This is a genomic window from Streptomyces sp. NPDC047315, assembly GCF_040643215.1.
Classification (GTDB): domain Bacteria; phylum Actinomycetota; class Actinomycetes; order Streptomycetales; family Streptomycetaceae; genus Streptomyces.
The window spans coordinates 60,290-76,248 of the sequence record NZ_JBEYTZ010000027.1 but is presented as its reverse complement, the minus strand read 5'-3'; the positions used below and the strand labels follow the sequence as shown (position 1 = coordinate 76,248).

Annotated in this window: 15 protein-coding genes; 10 read left to right on the top strand and 5 right to left on the bottom strand. The window is 71.8% G+C overall.

Annotation, left to right across the window (positions count from 1 at the left end; genetic code table 11):
• The first annotated feature begins 65 nt into the window (after window positions 1–65).
• Window positions 66–1,007: an ROK family glucokinase gene (locus ABZ842_RS28095; RefSeq protein ID WP_361542480.1), complete on the top strand. Its 942-nt coding sequence runs from the start codon at window positions 66–68 to the stop codon at window positions 1,005–1,007.
• A gap of 94 nt (window positions 1,008–1,101) precedes the next feature.
• The gene (locus ABZ842_RS28090; protein ID WP_361542477.1) at window positions 1,102–1,860 is read left to right on the top strand and encodes an endonuclease/exonuclease/phosphatase family protein; all 759 of its coding nucleotides are present in this window, start codon (window positions 1,102–1,104) and stop codon (window positions 1,858–1,860) included.
• A 399-nt stretch (window positions 1,861–2,259) separates the two neighbouring features.
• Here ABZ842_RS28090 and ABZ842_RS28085 read toward each other — a convergent pair whose 3' ends face one another.
• A complete protein-coding gene (locus tag ABZ842_RS28085) occupies window positions 2,260–2,895 on the bottom strand; it encodes a hypothetical protein (RefSeq protein ID WP_361542474.1) in 636 nt (211 codons plus the stop codon).
• The gene (locus ABZ842_RS28080; protein ID WP_361542471.1) at window positions 2,888–3,667 is read right to left on the bottom strand and encodes an alpha/beta fold hydrolase; all 780 of its coding nucleotides are present in this window, start codon (window positions 3,665–3,667) and stop codon (window positions 2,888–2,890) included. Before ABZ842_RS28080 ends, ABZ842_RS28085 begins: the two co-directional genes overlap by 8 nt.
• 240 nt (window positions 3,668–3,907) lie before the next feature.
• On the opposite strand from ABZ842_RS28080, the gene ABZ842_RS28075 reads away from it, so the two are divergent.
• The 5 genes from ABZ842_RS28075 to ABZ842_RS28055 all read left to right on the top strand — a co-directional run bounded on the left by ABZ842_RS28075 (window position 3,908) and on the right by ABZ842_RS28055 (window position 9,184).
• Window positions 3,908–4,690 carry a lysophospholipid acyltransferase family protein gene (locus ABZ842_RS28075; protein ID WP_361542468.1) on the top strand — a complete coding sequence of 261 codons (783 nt, stop codon included), beginning with the start codon at window positions 3,908–3,910 and terminating at the stop codon, window positions 4,688–4,690.
• Between the two features lie 32 nt (window positions 4,691–4,722).
• The gene (locus ABZ842_RS28070) at window positions 4,723–5,973 is read left to right on the top strand and encodes a DUF5931 domain-containing protein (RefSeq protein ID WP_361542465.1); all 1,251 of its coding nucleotides are present in this window, start codon (window positions 4,723–4,725) and stop codon (window positions 5,971–5,973) included.
• Entirely contained in the window at window positions 5,970–6,704 is a 735-nt protein-coding gene (locus ABZ842_RS28065; protein ID WP_361542463.1) for a response regulator transcription factor, read from the top strand. The genes ABZ842_RS28070 and ABZ842_RS28065 overlap by 4 nt, the downstream gene beginning before the upstream one ends.
• Before the next feature lie 335 nt (window positions 6,705–7,039).
• Complete coding sequence (locus ABZ842_RS28060; protein ID WP_361542461.1) at window positions 7,040–8,068, top strand: 6-phosphofructokinase; 1,029 nt, start codon at window positions 7,040–7,042, stop codon at window positions 8,066–8,068.
• A gap of 111 nt (window positions 8,069–8,179) precedes the next feature.
• Entirely contained in the window at window positions 8,180–9,184 is a 1,005-nt protein-coding gene (locus tag ABZ842_RS28055; RefSeq protein WP_361542458.1) for a 2-hydroxyacid dehydrogenase, read from the top strand.
• A gap of 279 nt (window positions 9,185–9,463) precedes the next feature.
• Here the strand turns inward: ABZ842_RS28055 and ABZ842_RS28050 are convergent, their stop codons facing one another.
• Window positions 9,464–11,362 (bottom strand): anthranilate synthase family protein, encoded by a 1,899-nt coding sequence (locus tag ABZ842_RS28050; protein ID WP_361542455.1) that lies wholly within the window; start codon window positions 11,360–11,362, stop codon window positions 9,464–9,466.
• A 360-nt stretch (window positions 11,363–11,722) separates the two neighbouring features.
• Between ABZ842_RS28050 and ABZ842_RS28045 the strand changes: the two genes are divergently transcribed.
• Window positions 11,723–13,069 (top strand): class II 3-deoxy-7-phosphoheptulonate synthase, encoded by a 1,347-nt coding sequence (locus ABZ842_RS28045; protein WP_361542616.1) that lies wholly within the window; start codon window positions 11,723–11,725, stop codon window positions 13,067–13,069.
• A gap of 239 nt (window positions 13,070–13,308) precedes the next feature.
• A complete protein-coding gene (locus ABZ842_RS28040) occupies window positions 13,309–13,584 on the top strand; it encodes a (2Fe-2S)-binding protein (protein ID WP_361542452.1) in 276 nt (91 codons plus the stop codon).
• Window positions 13,585–13,665: 81 nt separating this feature from the next.
• Here ABZ842_RS28040 and bfr read toward each other — a convergent pair whose 3' ends face one another.
• A complete protein-coding gene (bfr, locus tag ABZ842_RS28035; RefSeq protein WP_361542449.1) occupies window positions 13,666–14,145 on the bottom strand; it encodes a bacterioferritin in 480 nt (159 codons plus the stop codon).
• A 159-nt stretch (window positions 14,146–14,304) separates the two neighbouring features.
• Between bfr and ABZ842_RS28030 the strand changes: the two genes are divergently transcribed.
• Entirely contained in the window at window positions 14,305–14,937 is a 633-nt protein-coding gene (locus ABZ842_RS28030) for a sulfite oxidase-like oxidoreductase (protein WP_361542446.1), read from the top strand.
• A 122-nt stretch (window positions 14,938–15,059) separates the two neighbouring features.
• Here the strand turns inward: ABZ842_RS28030 and ABZ842_RS28025 are convergent, their stop codons facing one another.
• Entirely contained in the window at window positions 15,060–15,959 is a 900-nt protein-coding gene (locus ABZ842_RS28025) for a deoxyribonuclease IV (protein ID WP_361542443.1), read from the bottom strand.

Genomic DNA, 15,959 nt, shown 5'->3' with positions numbered 1-15,959 from the left:
CGCCGCCCCCCAGTCCCTCCGGTACGGTTCTCCCTAGCGGGGCTCGACCTGAAATTGAGGGACATATGGGACTCACCATCGGTGTTGACATCGGCGGCACCAAGATCGCTGCGGGTGTGGTCGACGAAGAGGGCACCATCCTCGAAACCCACACGGTGCCCACCCCGTCGACGCCCGCCGCGATCGTCGACGCGATCTGCACCGCCGTCGCCGGCGCCGGCACCGGCCGCGACATCGAGGCCGTCGGCATCGGCGCCGCCGGCTACGTCGACGACAAGCGGGCCACGGTCATCTTCGCGCCCAACATCGACTGGCGGCACGAGCCGTTGAAGGACAAGGTCGAGCAGCGCGTCGGCCTCCCCGTCGTCGTCGAGAACGACGCGAACGCCGCGGCCTGGGGCGAGTACCGCTTCGGCGCGGGCCAGGGCCACCACGACGTCATCTGCATCACCCTCGGCACCGGCCTGGGCGGCGGCATCATCATCGGCAACAAGCTCCGCCGCGGACGCTTCGGCGTCGCCGCCGAGTTCGGCCATGTCCGGGTCGTCCCCGACGGCCTGCTCTGCGGCTGCGGCAGCCAGGGTTGTTGGGAGCAGTACGCCTCCGGGCGCGCCCTGGTGCGGTACGCCCGCCAGCGCGCCGCGGCCACCCCCGAGCAGGCGGCCGTCCTGCTCGGCCTCGGGGACGGCACCGTCGAGGGCATCGAGGGCAAGCACGTCAGCGCCGCGGCACGGCAGGGCGACCCGGTCGCCGTCGACTCCTTCCGCGAACTCGCCCGCTGGGCCGGCGCCGGCCTCGCCGACCTCGCCTCCCTCTTCGACCCGTCCGCCTTCATCATCGGCGGCGGTGTCTCCGACGAGGGCGAGCTGGTGCTCGAACCCATCCGGAAGTCCTTCCGCCGCTGGCTGATCGGCGCGCAGTGGCGTCCGCACGCGCAGGTGCTCGCCGCGCAGCTGGGCAACAAGGCCGGCCTCGTCGGCGCGGCGGACCTCGCCCGCCAGGGCTGACGCCTTGGTCCCACGGGGCGCACCTGACCGGTGCGTCCCGTGCGCCCTGCCGAAAGGTCGCCCGTCGGCCGGGCCCAGCCACAAAGATGGGCGCATGTCCGTGAACCATGCGCTGCCCAACTCCCGTACGAATGACGACGGCTCGGCCGTCGTCAGGGTGCTCAGCTACAACATCCGCTCGATGCGCGACGACGAGGACGCCCTCGCCCGAGTGATCAAGGCGACCGACCCGGACCTCGTGTTCGTCCAGGAGGCGCCCCGCTTCTTCCGCTGGCGCAAGCACGCCGCCCGCCTCGCCGCGAAGGCGGACCTCTTCGTGCTGACCGGCGGCGCGACCGCCGCGGGGCCGCTGCTGCTCTGCTCGCTGCGGGCGACGGTGGAGCGCACCGAGGACGTCCTGCTGCCGCTCGCCCCGGGGCTGCCGAGGCGCGGCTTCGCGACCGCGGTCGTACGCTTCGGGCCCGCGGCGCGCGTCGGCGCCATCAGCGCCCACCTGAGCCTGGAGGCCGCGGAACGCCGGGCGCAGGCCGGGATGCTGCTGGACCGGCTGGCGGGGCTCGGCACGCCGTACGCCGTCGCCGCGGGCGACTTCAACGAGGAGCCGGACGGCGAGGGCTTCCGCCTCGTGGCGGCGGACCTCCAGGACTGCTGGTCGGTTGCGCCGTGGGGCGGCGAGCACACCTTTCCGCAGTCGGCACCGCGCAAGCGGATCGACGCGGTGTTCGCTAGCAGGGGCGTCGAGGTCCACACCTGCGGGGTGCCCTCCGGGCTGGCCGGCGTCTCCTCGCGCGACCTGGCTGCCGCGAGCGACCACCTGCCGGTGCTGGCGACGCTCACAATCCCCGCGTCTTAGGCTCCGCCCGGGCTGGTGGACATTGCCGCCGTGCTCCTTGCGGGTGCGCTGGTCTCTGCGGCCCGGTGGTGGGCTTGTCGCGCAGTTCCCCGCGCCCCTGTGCCCTGCGGACGTGGGGGGACCCCAGCGCCCCTGATTGCCCCGCCCTTCGGGCGTGGGCAAGCCCCATCGGGCAGCAGTGAAACGACGGGTGGAGCGAAACAGGGGCGCGGGGAACTGCGCGACAAGCCACATTGTGCCGGTAGAGACCAACGCTCCCGCAGGGGAACGGCGAGGTCGTCGGGCAGCCCGGTGCCCGCACGGACGCGAGCAAGCCTCACCTGGGCGCAGGGTAAGGCGGGGCACTCGGCAGGAGGGAGCGCGGCATTTGGAAGGTGTCGCGCCGTGGAGGGCCGCGGCTCAGACCACCGCGCCGCGGCCCGGGTCGTCGTCCTCCTCGTCGTCGCCGCTCGCCATGCGGGCCACCAGCGTGACGAAGCCGCCGAGGAAGCCGCCCACGGACAGCGTGGTGAGCCACCACGTCATCTCCCACCGCAGCAGCACCGCGAGGAGCATCAGGACGGGGCCGCCGACCACCGCGAGCCAGGCGAACTTCGCCGTGACGTCCGCCTCCGGCAGCGGCGGCGGCTCGGGCGGCACGAAGTGGCCCTCGTCGGTCTCGTCGAGGTCGTCGTCCTTGGGCTCGGCGACGGAGTAGTCACGGGGGCCGGCGCCGCCGACACCCGGCGCGAAGGTGATCGAACTGCCGAGCCGGGGCCCGTCGTCGTCCGGACCGGCGCCGGCATCGGCACCCGCACCGGCGCCCGCGGGGTCGGCGGGATCGGTCCCGTCGTCGCCCTCCGGCTTCTTCTTCCGCAGGGCGTGCGGCGACTCGTTCACCTGGCCCTCCAATCGGGCCAGGTCCTCCACGGACTTGAAGGGCTTCGCGCCCGGTGGGTCCGGCGGCTCCTCGCCGTATCCCGCCACGATCGCGGCCCAGGCCGCCTCTTCGTCGATGGGTTGTGGTTCGCGGTCCGCATCGTGCTGTTCAGCCACCGGTCATGCTCCCCTTCAGATCCGCGTGCGGAGCCAGCCGGCCGATCAGCGCGTAACTCTCCTCGAAGATGCGCTCCGCATCATGGTCCAACGTCGCGACGTGGTAGCTCTGTTCCAGCAGGATCTCGGTGACGTCCGTGGACGAGACCCGGCTGAGGATCCGCGCCGAGTCGGCCGGGCTCACCACGTGGTCCTGCGGGCTGTGCAGCAGCACCAGGGGCTGGGTGACCTGCGGGAGGTCGCCGTCCACGAGCCGGGTGAGGTTCCGCAGGGAGTACGCCGCCTGGAGCGGCACCCGCTCGTAACCCACCTCGACGGCGCCCTCCTTCGCGATGTCGCTCGCGATGCCCGGCGTGGACCGCACGAAGTGCCGCAGGACGGGGAGCAGGTACGGCGCGACGCCGTGCAACTTGTTCAGCGGATTGACCAGCACCAGGCCGCTGATCGCGTCCCCGTGCTTCGCGGCGAGCCGCAGCGTGAGCGCGCCGCCCATGGACAGGCCGAAGACGAAGACCCGGGAGCACCGCTCGGAAAGCTCCCGCAGCGCCCGGTCCACCTCCGCGTACCAGTCCTGCCAGCCCGTGATCTGCAAGTCCTGCCAGCGGGTGCCGTGCCCGGGCAGCAGCGGCAGGGAGACCGTGAGACCGCGCTCCGCCAGGTGTTCGGCCCAGGGGCGCAACGACTGCGGGGAACCGGTGAAACCGTGACACAGCAGGACGCCGATCTCGCCGCCCTCGTGGCGGTACGGCTCGGCTCCGGGGAGGACCGGCACCGGAGTCTCCTTTCGGGGTGGGGCCCGCGGCGCCGCCGCCGGACGACGACAGCGCTCAGGCGACAGGGCACGGCTGTGAAGGTCTACTTCACGGTACGCGACGGCGCTGACACCGACCAGGTCCACAGCCCCGCCGCGGCGCCTTCGGAGGGGCGTCGGACCCCGTGCACCGGCCCGGCACGGCGAGCCCGGGCCCACCTCGGGTTAAGGTCTGACCGACGGCAACAGGAGGCACCCGAGTTGATCTACGGCGCAATGAAGTTCTCCCTCGGGGGCAGTCTGAAGCTCGCCTTCAGGCCCTGGGTGGAGGGTCTGGAGAACATTCCGGCGGAGGGGCCCGCGATCCTCGCGAGCAACCACCTCTCCTTCTCCGACTCGTTCTTCCTGCCGGCCGTCCTCGACCGCAAGGTCACCTTCATCGCCAAGGCGGAGTACTTCACCTCCCCCGGCGTCAAGGGAAAGCTGACGGCCGCCTTCTTCAAGGGCGTCGGGCAACTCCCGGTGGACCGCTCCGGCGCGCGCGGCGCGGCCGAAGCGGCGATCCAGGCCGGGATCAAGGTCGTGGAGGACGGCGGCCTGTTCGGCATCTACCCCGAGGGCACCCGCTCGCCGGACGGCCGGCTCTACCGGGGCAAGCCCGGCGCGCTCGCCCGCGTGGCGCTGGCGACCGGCGCCCCCGTCATCCCCGTGGCGATGATCGACACCGAGAAGATCCAGCCCCCCGGCAAGATCGTCCCCAAGCTGATGCGTCCGGGCATCCGGATCGGCAAGCCGCTGGACTTCCGCCGCTACCAGGGCCTGGAGGGCGACCGCTTCATCCTGCGCTCGGTCACCGACGAGGTGATGTACGAGATCATGAAGCTCTCCGGCCAGGAGTACGTGGACATCTACGCGACGGTGGCCAAGCGTCAACTCGCCGAGCAGAAGGCCGAACAGAAGGCGGAACTGAAGGCCGAGCAGAAGGCGGAGCAGAAGAAGGACGCGGTCGAGTCCGACGCCGCCGAGGGCGACAGACGCGACTGAAGACGGGGCAGGGCACGGGGGGATCGAAGAGCATGGCACGGCGCGAACGGGTCGTACGGATGTCGGTGGAGCTGCCGTTGTGGCGCGCCCTCGCCGGCTACCGCGTCCTCACCATGCTCTACGCCCTCCTCCTGTTCGTCCTCAACAAGCAGTACATCGAGCGTCAGGCGGTCGCCCTCGGCTATCTCGCGGTCCTCGCGGTGTGGACCCTGGCCACCCTGCCCAAGGTGCGCTCCGCCGCCCGCTGCACCCGCCCCTTCCTCGCCGTCGACCTGACGATCGCCCTCACCGGCATCCTGATCACCCCGCTCGCCGACGCGCAGGCGCAGGAGACGGACGGCCCGACGCTGCCGTCGATATGGACCGCCGGCGCCGTCCTCGCCTTCGCCCTCAAGGGCGGCTGGCGCTGGGCCGGCTTCGCGTCCTCCCTGGTCGCCGTCGCCAACATGGTCGAGCGCGGCGAGCCGAGCGGCGACACCTTCCACAACGTGGTGCTGGTGTGGGTGGCGTCCATCGCCATCGGCTACGTCGTCGAGGTCGCCCGCGCCTCCGAGCGCACCCTGGCGCGCGCCCTGGAGATCGAGGCCGCGACCCGGGAGCGCGAGCGACTGGCCCGGGACATCCACGACGGCGTGCTCCAGGTGCTCGCCATGGTGCAGCGGCGCGGCGCCGAGGTCGGCGGCGAGGCCGCCGAGTTGGGTCGGATGGCCGGGGAGCAGGAGATCGCCCTGCGCACCCTGGTCTCCAGCGGCCTGGTGCCCACCACCCGTGCTTCCGAGGACGCCTCCCAGGGCGCGGTCGTACGACTCGTCGACGTCGACGACCCCGATGACCCCGACGCCTCCGATGACGTCGGCGCAGCAGCGGAGCAGGACCTGCGTTCGCTGCTCGCCCGGCACGCCGGCGCCAGGGTCACGCTCTCGGAGCCGGGCGCCCCGGTGCTGCTGCCGCCCGCCGCGGCGACGGAGCTGGCCGCCGCCGTCAGTGCCGCGCTGGACAACGTGGACCGGCACGCGGGCCCCGGCGCCCACGCCTGGATCCTGGTCGAGGACTGGCCGGACGAGGTCGTCGTGACCGTCCGGGACGACGGCCCGGGGATTCCGGACGGCCGGCTCGCCCAGGCCGAGGGCGAGGGGCGGCTGGGGGTCGCCCTCTCGATCCGCGGCCGGCTGCGGGACCTGGGCGGCACCGCCGAGCTGATCTCGGTGCCGGGCCAGGGCACCGAGGTCGAATTGAAGGTTCCACGGGCCCACGGGGTCCCCGGGGGGAAGGACAGGACATGACGGAGCGGACGCAGGACGTGGCGGAGCGGACGGACGGCGCGGCGGCGACCCGGGTGATGGTCGTCGACGACCACCCGATGTGGCGGGACGCGGTCGCCCGGGACCTGGCCGCCGCCGGGTTCGACGTCGTCGCCACGGCCGGCGACGGCCAGCAGGCCGTCCGCCGCGCCAAGGCCGTGACGCCCGACGTGCTGGTCCTCGATCTGAACCTGCCGCAGAAGCCCGGCGTCCAGGTCTGCAGGGAACTGGTCGCCGCGCTGCCCGGGCTGCGGGTCCTGGTGCTGTCCGCCAGCGGTGAGCACGCGGACGTCCTGGAGGCGGTGAAGTCCGGGGCGACGGGCTATCTGCTCAAGTCCGCGAGCACGGAGGAGTTGACGGACGCCGTGCGGCGCACCGCCGTCGGCGACCCGGTCTTCACGCCGGGCCTCGCCGGACTGGTCCTCGGCGAGTACCGCCGGCTGGCCACCGACCCCGCCCCGACGTCCGGACCGGGCGACCCCAAGGCGCCCCGGCTGACCGACCGGGAGACCGAGGTGCTGCGGCTGGTCGCCAAGGGCCTTTCGTACAAGCAGATCGCCGAGCGGCTGGTGATCTCGCACCGCACCGTGCAGAACCACGTGCAGAACACCCTCGGCAAGCTCCAGTTGCACAACCGGGTGGAGCTGGTGCGGTACGCGATAGAGCAAGGCATCGACGAGCCGGATGAGCCGGATGAGTCAGACAGGCCGTAAGCGGCTGGCGAGACGGGTGAGCGGGGCCAGTCGGGTCGGCCCGGCCCGTCCGCCGGCCGGGCGCGCTGAGCCCTGAGCCCCGCCGTGTGACCGTGGTGCGCCCGGTGCTCGCGGGGCTCCGGAGGGCGTACGGGACGCACGTGCCGCACCACCGGCGCTCGTACGAGTGAACGCGCCGCCGGACTCGGCTCGGCCGCACCCCGCTGACCAGCGCGGGAAGCGGCCGGTCCGACAGGGGGATTGACCTTCTCCGCCCAGTCGTAGTGACCTGGATCACCATTAGCGTGACGGTCACCACTCTTCCATGGGCACGTCTGGCGAAGGGATTTCTTTCCATGCGCGTCGGAGTACTGACCGGGGGCGGCGACTGCCCCGGCCTCAACGCTGTGATCCGCGGGATCGTCCGCAAGGGCGTCCAGGAGTACGGGTACGAGTTCCTCGGCTTCCGCGACGGATGGCGCGGACCGCTGGAAGGCGACACCATCCCGCTCGGCATCCCCGCCGTCCGGGGCATCCTGCCCCGCGGCGGCACCATCCTCGGCTCCTCGCGCACCAACCCGCTCAAGGCCGAGGACGGCATCCGCCGCATCAAGGAGAACCTGGCGAAGACCGAGGTCGGGGCGCTGATCGCGATCGGCGGCGAGGACACCCTCGGCGTCGCGGCCCGGCTCCACGGGGAGTACGGCGTCCCGTGCGTCGGCGTCCCCAAGACCATCGACAACGACCTGTCCGCCACCGACTACACCTTCGGCTTCGACACCGCCGTCGGCATCGCCACCGAGGCGATCGACCGGCTGCACACCACCGCGGAATCCCACATGCGCGTCCTGGTCGTGGAGGTCATGGGGCGGCACGCGGGCTGGATCGCGCTGCACTCCGGGCTCGCGGGCGGTGCCAACGTCATCCTCATCCCCGAGCAGCGCTTCGACGTGGACCAGGTCTGCGCCTGGGTCACCTCGCGCTTCAAGGCCACGTACGCCCCGATCGTCGTCGTCGCCGAGGGCGCCATGCCCAAGGACGGCGACGTGGTCCTCAAGGACGGCACCCTGGACTCCTTCGGGCACGTGCGGCTCTCCGGCGTCGGCGAGTGGCTGGCCAAGGAGATCGAGAAGCGCACCGGCAAGGAGGCCCGCACCACCGTCCTCGGCCACGTCCAGCGCGGCGGCACGCCCAGCGCCTTCGACCGCTGGCTGGCCACCCGCTTCGGGCTGCACGCCATCGAGGCCGTACGGGACGGCGACTTCGGCGTGATGGTCGCCCTCCAGGGCACGGACATCGTGCGCGTGCCCATCGGGGACGCCACGGCCAAGCTCAAGACCGTCGACCCCGCGCTCTACGAAGAGGTCGGCGTCTTCTTCGGCTGAGCGCCGCCCGCCCCGCACCGCAGCCACCGCTCTGATCGGCGCATTCGGGCTGTGGGCCGTATATTCGGCCCACAGCTCACGTACGCACGGCACGTACAAGGGAGAGCGCTCGTGGAGATCCTCGCCTTCGGAGTGCAGGCGGACGAGCAGCCGCTGATCGAGGCCGCCTTCCGAGGGCTCCACGAAGTCCACTGCCTGGACGTCTTCCTCAACGAGGACACCGCCCCCATCGCCGCCGGCCACGAGGTGATCTCCACGTCCGTCAACGCGGACCTCAACGCGCGGGTGCTGCGGACCCTGGCCGCCGGCGGCACCCGGATGGTCGCCCAGCGCTCCACCGGCTTCAACAACATCGACCTCGACGTGGCCGAGGAGCTCGGCCTCACCATCGCCCGGGTCTCCTCCTACTCGCCGTACTCCGTCGCCGAGTTCGCCTGGACCCTGGCCATGGCGGTCAACCGCCGCATCGTCCGCGCCGCCGCCCGCACCCGCGACTTCGACTTCCGGCTCGACGGACTGATGGGCCGGGACTTCCACGGCCGCACCGTCGGAGTGATGGGCACCGGCAAGATCGGCGAGGCGTTCACCCGCATCGCCCACGGCTTCGGCATGCGGCTGCTCGGCTGGGACGTCGCCGAGAACCCCGCCTGCACGGCGCTCGGCATGCGGTACGTCGAGAAGGGCGAACTGCTCGCCGCCGCGGACCTCGTCAGCCTCCACGTGCCCCTGCTGCCGGCCACCCGCCACCTCATCGACGCCGACGCGCTGCGCTCGATGAAGGACGACGCGGTCCTGGTGAACTCCAGCCGCGGCGGGCTGATCGACACCGAAGCGCTGGTGGGGGAGTTGCGCCGGGGCCGCTTCCGCGGGGTGGGACTCGACGTGTACGAGGCGGAGGCCGGCCTCTTCTTCCTCGACAAGTCGCTGGAGGCGATCACCGACGACACCCTGGCCCGGCTGGTCACCTTCCCCCACGTGCTGGTCAGCTCCCACCAGGCGTACTACACCCACGACGCCGTCGGCCAGATCGTCGAGGCCACGGTCCGGAACGTGACCGACTACGCGGCCGGCCGCCACAACGAGAACGTCCTCGTCCCAGCGACGGCCGACGCGTAGCCCGCGTCCGCGAAGTCCTGCGTGCCTCCGCCCGCCTCGACCGGCGCGGTTCCGCCGTGCGGCGAGCTGTGCGGTGGCGTCTGCGGCCCGTCTGTGGTTGTTCGCGCAGTACCCCGCGCCCCTGTTTCGTCCCCCCGTCGTGTGTCTGCGGGTTGGGGGACGGTCTTTGGGGGGCGCGGGGAACTGCGCGGCAAGCCCACCACGGCCCGCGGAGACCAACGCTCCCGCAGGGAAACAGCGGCTGCGCCCAGACGCGCTATGGACGGGCCCGGAGGACGTTCAGACGTCCAGCAGCACGCTGTCGCGCAGCAACTCCGTCAGGAGGGCCGGGCCGTCCAGGGTGAGTACGGACTCCGGGTGGAACTGGACGGAGGCGAAGCGCGGTGCACGCAGCGCGTGGACCTCGCCGGTCACCGCGTCCCGCGCCACGTCCACCGCCCGCGCACCCAGCCGGGCCCGCTCCGTCGCGTCGCAGCGCGCCGAGAAGCTGTTGTAGAAGCCGACGGTCCGCTCCCGGCCGAAGAGGTCGATCTGCTCCTGCAGGCCCTGGTACGGCTCCGCCTTGCGGACGACCTCCAGGCCCAGCTGCGCCGCGATCAGCTCGTGGCCCAGGCACACCCCCAGCACGCCGTGCGGGTGCCCCTGCAACAGGTCGGCGGCGAGCGGGCGCAGCAGCCGCATCTTGGGGTCGCCGGCGTCGGACGGATCGCCGGGCCCCGGGCCCAGCACCACCGGGCCGAGGTGCGCGAGCGCCGCCGACCGCAGCCCGGGCTCGTCGTAGCGCCGCACGGTCACGGAGAGGCCGGTCGAGCGCAGCAGGTGCGCCAGCATGGCGGTGAAGGTGTCCTCGCAGTCGACCACCAGGGCGTGCCCGCGCAGCCCGCCGGCTGCTTCGTCGGCGCGCTCCTGCATCCGCAGCCAGAACGGCGCGAGCCCGGCACGGCGGGCGTCCAGGGCCGCCCGCACCCGCGGGTCGTCCGCCAGCCGGGGCCGTACGCCGCCCTCCGTCGCCCGGCCCGGCCGCACCCCGAGCGCGGTCAGCACCCCGGCCGCCTTGGCGTGGGTCTCCGCGACCTCCGCCGCCGGGTCCGAGTGGCGCACCAGCGTCGCCCCCACCGCCACCCGCAGCCGGCCCCGCGCGTCGATGTCGGCCGTACGGATCAGGATCGGGGAGTCCAGCGTCTGCCCGCCCTGCGCGTCCCGCCCGAGCAGCGCCAGCGCGCCCGCGTAGTACCCGCGCCCCTCCGGCTCGTGCCGCTCGATGACCCGGCAGGCGTTCTGCACCGGCGAGCCGGTGACGGTCGCGGCGAACATGGTCTCCTTCAGCACCTGGCGCACGTCGAGCGTCGACCGGCCGCGCAACTCGTACTCGGTGTGGGCCAGGTGCGCCATCTCCTTGAGCCGCGGGCCGACGACTACCCCGCCGCGGTCGCCGACGGTGCACATCATCTTCAGCTCCTCGTCGACCACCATCGAGAGCTCGTCGCGCTCCTTGCCGTCCGCGAGGAAGGTCAGCAGCGACGCGACGTCGGGGCCCTGCGGGGGATAGCGGAAGGTGCCGCTGATCGGATTCATCACGACCGTGCCGCCGCTCATGCGCACGTGCACCTCCGGGCTCGCACCCACCAGGGTGCGCTCGCCGGTGTGCACGACGAACGTCCAGTACGCGCCCCTCTCCTCGGTGAGCAGCCGGCGGAACAGCGCGAGCGCGTCCGCTCGCCCGAAGCCGGGGACCGTGCCCGTGTAGGTGCGGCGGATCACGAAGTTCGCGCCCTCGCCGGCGCCGATCTCGTCCGTCACGACCCGGCGGACGATCTCCTCGTAGCGCTCGTCGGACACGTCGAAGCCGCCGCCCTCCACGCGCACGGCCCGGTCGGGCAGCTCCTCGACGACCTCCGAGAGGGGCAGCTCGTACGACGCGTGGGCGACCAGCGCGCTCAGCGGGGTGCCGTCGTCCCGCACGTCGAAGCCGCGCTCCCGGATCTGCCGGAAGGGCACCAGCGCCAGCGTGGGGAGGTCGGTGAAGACGGGCAGCTCGGCGAGGGTCGCACAGGTGTGGACCGAGCCCAGCAGCACCTCGACGGTGTCGTGGTCGCGGCCGGGGGTGCGGCGGCGCAGCAGGGCGAAGGGGGTGTCGTCGTCGAGCAGCCGGGCGAGTACGGGGTGGGTGCGGGACATCCGGGTTCCTTCCCAATCGGGGCGGGGAGAGGAACGGCCGGGTCCGGGAGCCCGGTGTCACCGGGTCGCGGGGGAAAAGCAGAAGGCCGCCCCTCGGGCGGCCTTCGAAACACGTGGGTACGCGCGATCAGCGGGCCGCCGGATGAGCGGGCCACCACCACTGGCGGTTGATCGAGTGCGCGTACATGCGGCGAACTGTAGCGCACGCCCTTCGCCCGGCGGTACGACCCGAGTGCGCACCGGACGGCACCGGGCCCCTCGGGAGCGGGCAAAAAGCGACAAGATGCTGGACTGCATGTCTCACGTACTGGGCGGCCACCGAAGGGCGCGGCGCGACCCCGTACTGTTGGCGGTGTGACCGTGAACGCTAAGACCACCCTTTCCGGTGGCAACACCTGGCGAGACCTGCCCGCGGCGCAGCAGCCCGAGTACCCGGATGCCGAGGCTCTGCGCGATGTGATCGCCGAGCTCGAAAGCTATCCGCCGCTCGTCTTCGCGGGCGAGTGCGACCAGCTGCGCGCCCGGATGGGGGCCGTCGCCAGGGGCGAGGCGTTCCTGCTCCAGGGCGGCGACTGCGCCGAGGCGTTCGACGCCGTCTCGGCGGACCACATCCGCGCGAAGCTCAAGACCCTGCTCCAGATGAGCGCCGTGCTGACGTACGCGGCGTCCGTGCCCGTCGTCAAGGTGGGGCGGATCGCCGGCCAGTACTCCAAGCCGCGCTCCAAGCCGACCGAGACCCGCGACGGCGTGACCCTGCCCACGTACCGGGGCGACTCGGTCAACGGCTTCGACTTCACCGAAGAGGCCCGGATCCCGGACCCGCAGCGGCTGAAGCGGATGTACAACGCGTCCGCCTCCACCCTGAACCTGGTGCGCGCCTTCACCACCGGCGGCTACGCCGACCTGCGGCAGGTGCACGCCTGGAACCAGGACTTCGTGAAGTCCTCCCCCTCCGGCCAGCGCTACGAGCAGCTCGCCCGGGAGATCGACAACGCGCTGAACTTCATGAAGGCGTGCGGCACGGACCCGGCCGAGTTCCGCGCGGTCGAGTTCTTCGCCTCCCACGAGGCGCTGCTGCTCGACTACGAGGGCGCCCTGACCCGTACCGACTCGCGCACGGGACGGCTGTACGACACCTCCGGGCACATGGTCTGGATCGGCGAGCGCACCCGCCAGCTGGACGGGGCGCACATCGAGTTCGCCTCCCGGATCAGCAACCCGATCGGGATCAAGCTGGGCCCGACGACCTCGGTCGACGAGGCGCTGACGTACATCGACCGGCTGGACCCGGAGCGCGAGCCCGGCCGGCTGACGTTCGTCGTGCGGATGGGCGCGGACAAGGTCCGCGACAAGCTCCCCGAGCTGGTGGAGAAGGTGACCGCGTCCGGTGCGACCGTGGCGTGGGTGACCGACCCGATGCACGGCAACACCTTCGAGGCGGCCTCCGGCCACAAGACGCGTCGCTTCGACGACGTGCTCGACGAGGTCAAGGGCTTCTTCGAGGTGCACAAGGCGCTGGGCACCCACCCGGGCGGCATCCACGTGGAGCTGACCGGCGACGACGTCACGGAGTGCGTGGGCGGCGGCGACGAGATCTTCGTCGACGACCTGCACCAGCGGTACGAGACGGCCTGTGACCCGCGGCTGAACCGCAGCCAGTCCCTGGACCTGGCGTTCCTGGTCGCCGAGATGTACCGCGACCAGTGACCGCACGGTGACTGTGACCGTGCCGGCGGCGGTGTTGACGTAGATCGTCGCTCCGGTCCGAATTGACCGGATGGGGTGTGGATCCTTGTGATCCGCACCCCATCCGGCTTTTGCGGCCTCGCCCCGACGGGTAAGGTTAGGTTAGCCTCACTGACGGATCGGTCGATGTGTCGGGAAAGGCACGGCCCGATTCCGTAGCCCCGAGTCCGTACCGGACCCGTGGGGGACCACGTCAGGAGGTGAACCGCGTGTACGTCTGCTCGTGCTTCGGCATCACGGAGCAGCAGGTCAAGGAGCACGCGGCGGCGGGCGCCTGCACTCCCCGCCAGATAGCCTCCGCCAGCAAGGCGGGCACGGACTGCGGATCGTGCGTGCGCCGGATCCAGGCGCTCCTCGGCCGGGGCAACTGCCCCCGGCGCGAGCTGGTCGAGCAGGGCAGGCCCGCGCTGACCGCCGTGCCGGACGGGATCGCGGCTGCCGCGGCGGCCGTGAAGAAGCTCGGCGAAGCGGCGTAGCGACGCGTCGGGCGCGCCCGTGCGCCGGATGTCGGCCGTCAGGCGCCGAGCCGCCGGCAGGACCGTTTCCGCAGAGCCGTGTCAGCTGTCCGGCTGCTCGATCTGCTGGGCCAGGTACAGCGGCTCGCCCAGCTTCTCGATCAGGTCCAGCTGGGTGTCGAGGTAGTCGATGTGGTGCTCCTCGTCCTCCAGGATCTCCTCGAAGATCCGCGCGGAGGTGACGTCGTTCTTCGCCCGCATCAGGTCGATGCCGCGCTTGAGGCGGTCGATCGCCTCCACCTCGATCTGCCGGTCCGCCTGGAACATCTCGGTGACCGTCTGACCCACCCGGACGTGGAACAGCCGCTGGTAGTTCGGCAGCGCGTCCAGGAAGAGGATGCGTTCCGTCAGCCGGTCCGCGTGCTTCATCTCGTCGATGGACTCGGACCGGGTGTACGCGGCGAGCTTCGTCCAGCCGTTGTTCTCCTGGATCCGGTAGTGCAGCCAGTACTGGTTGATGGCCGTCAGCTCGCCCGTGAGCTGTTCGTTGAGGAACTCGATGACCTCGGGGTCGCCCTGCATCGCAGCGGCTCCTTCCACGCGTGAGGCTGGGTGGGGCAGGTGCGCGCATCCTCGCACCGCCACCGAAGGCCGTCCAGTAAGTGCCTCCTTAGTAGGAGTTGCCCGAATCGGTACGGGCCCGGTCATGACCGGCTCTCCCGGTCTGTCACCATTGGGGACATGGGTCAGCCGGAGAGCCGGGATTACCGGGAACCAGCGGAGTCCGTGCTTCCGCCGGGGCAGCGACTACAGCGCGGATGGCCGGTGACCCATTACGGACCGGTGCCCAAGTTCCGGCCGGAGCGCTGGGAGTTCCGGGTCTTCGGCGCCACCGCCGACGGGGACAAGCACTGCTGGAACCACGAGGAGTTCTCCGCGCTGCCCTACTCGACGGTCGTGGCCGATCTGCACTGCGTGACCAAGTTCAGCATGCTGGGGGCCGAGTGGGGCGGCGTGCCGGCCCGCACCGTCGTCGAACTCGCGCCGCCCGCCCCCGACGCCACCCACGTCATGGTGTGGGCCGAGTACGGATTCAGCTCCAACATGCGGCTCGCGGACTTCACCGCCGAGCGCACCATCTTCGCCACCCACAAGGACGGCGAGCTGCTCACCGCGGAACACGGCTTCCCGCTGCGGCTCGTGGTGCCGCACCTGTACGCCTGGAAGGGGCCGAAGTGGGTCCGGGGCGTGGAGTACATGACGGCGGACCGCCGCGGTTTCTGGGAGGAGCGGGGCTACCACAACGTCGGCGACCCCTGGACCGAACAGCGCTACTCCTACCAGGAGGAGCCGGGGGACGGCCCCGAGTTCTAGGTCGTGCCCGTAAAGCCCACCACCGGCCAGTGGAGACCAACGCTCCCGCAGGGAAACGGCGGCTACGTCAAGAGACGCCAGGAACGCGCGCGGGACTTTACGGACACGACCTAGGGCCTGTCCTACGGAATGGCGGAGACGGCCTCGTGATCTCCGCGGGGCTGCGTCGCCGCGGACCGTAGTTCCTTCAGCAGGGCCACGTCCGCCGCGTACTTCTCCTTGCCGCCGGGCGTTTCGATGACCAGCGGCACGCCTTCGGTCGACGGGTGGCGCAGCAGCTCCCGAAACGGTTCCGTGCCGATGTGGCCGACGCCGATGTTCTCGTGCCGGTCCTTGTGCGCACCGGCGACTTCCTTGGAGTCGTTCGCGTGGACCAGCTTCAGCCGGCCCTCGCCCACGGTCTCCACCAACTCGTCCAGTGCTGCGGCCATCCCGCCCGGCGCCGCGAGGTCGTGGCCGGCCGCGTACACATGGCAGGTGTCCAGACAGATGCCCAGCTTGGGGTGGTGCTCCAGGGCCTCGAAGTACGGGCCGAAGTCCGCCACCCGGGAGCAGAGCGAGGCGCCCTGCCCGGCGGTGCCCTCCAGCAGCAGGAACGGATCGTCGTCGTGCGTCAGCTCGTCCAGCAGCGGTAGCACCAGCTCGTGCACCTGGGCGAGCGCGACCTCGCGCGGTCGGCCCCCGGTCGCCGAGCCGGTGTGCACCACCACGCCCAGCGCCCCGATCTCCCGGCCCCGGCGCAGCGAGTGCCGCATCGACTCCACCGACCGCTGCGCGGTCTCCTCGGTGTGCGAGCCGAAGTTGATCAGGTAGGGGGCGTGCACCCACGGCGAGATGGCGCGCTCGGCGCACTGCTCACGGAACGTCTCGTCCTGGGCCGGATTGCCGGGCGGGGTCGCCCAGCCGCGCGGATTGGCCACGAAGACCTGGACGGCCTCGGCCGCCAGCTCGCTCGCGTAGCTCAGTCCGGTCGTGGCGAGGCCGCCCGCCACCGGTACGTGGCCGCCGACGGGGTTGCGCAT

Excerpts from the sequence above, each read along its gene's own strand:
- ABZ842_RS28095 (WP_361542480.1), top strand. The coding sequence starts at position 66 with ATGGGACTCACCATCGGTGTTGACATCGGCGGCACCAAGATCGCTGCG.
- ABZ842_RS28090 (WP_361542477.1), top strand. The coding sequence starts at position 1,102 with ATGTCCGTGAACCATGCGCTGCCCAACTCCCGTACGAATGACGACGGC.
- ABZ842_RS28070 (WP_361542465.1), top strand. The coding sequence starts at position 4,723 with ATGGCACGGCGCGAACGGGTCGTACGGATGTCGGTGGAGCTGCCGTTG.
- ABZ842_RS28065 (WP_361542463.1), top strand. The coding sequence starts at position 5,970 with ATGACGGAGCGGACGCAGGACGTGGCGGAGCGGACGGACGGCGCGGCG.
- ABZ842_RS28060 (WP_361542461.1), top strand. The coding sequence starts at position 7,040 with ATGCGCGTCGGAGTACTGACCGGGGGCGGCGACTGCCCCGGCCTCAAC.
- ABZ842_RS28050 (WP_361542455.1), bottom strand. The coding sequence starts at position 11,362 with ATGTCCCGCACCCACCCCGTACTCGCCCGGCTGCTCGACGACGACACC.
- bfr (WP_361542449.1), bottom strand. The coding sequence starts at position 14,145 with ATGCAGGGCGACCCCGAGGTCATCGAGTTCCTCAACGAACAGCTCACG.
- ABZ842_RS28030 (WP_361542446.1), top strand. The coding sequence starts at position 14,305 with ATGGGTCAGCCGGAGAGCCGGGATTACCGGGAACCAGCGGAGTCCGTG.
- ABZ842_RS28025 (WP_361542443.1), bottom strand. The coding sequence starts at position 15,959 with ATGCGCAACCCCGTCGGCGGCCACGTACCGGTGGCGGGCGGCCTCGCC.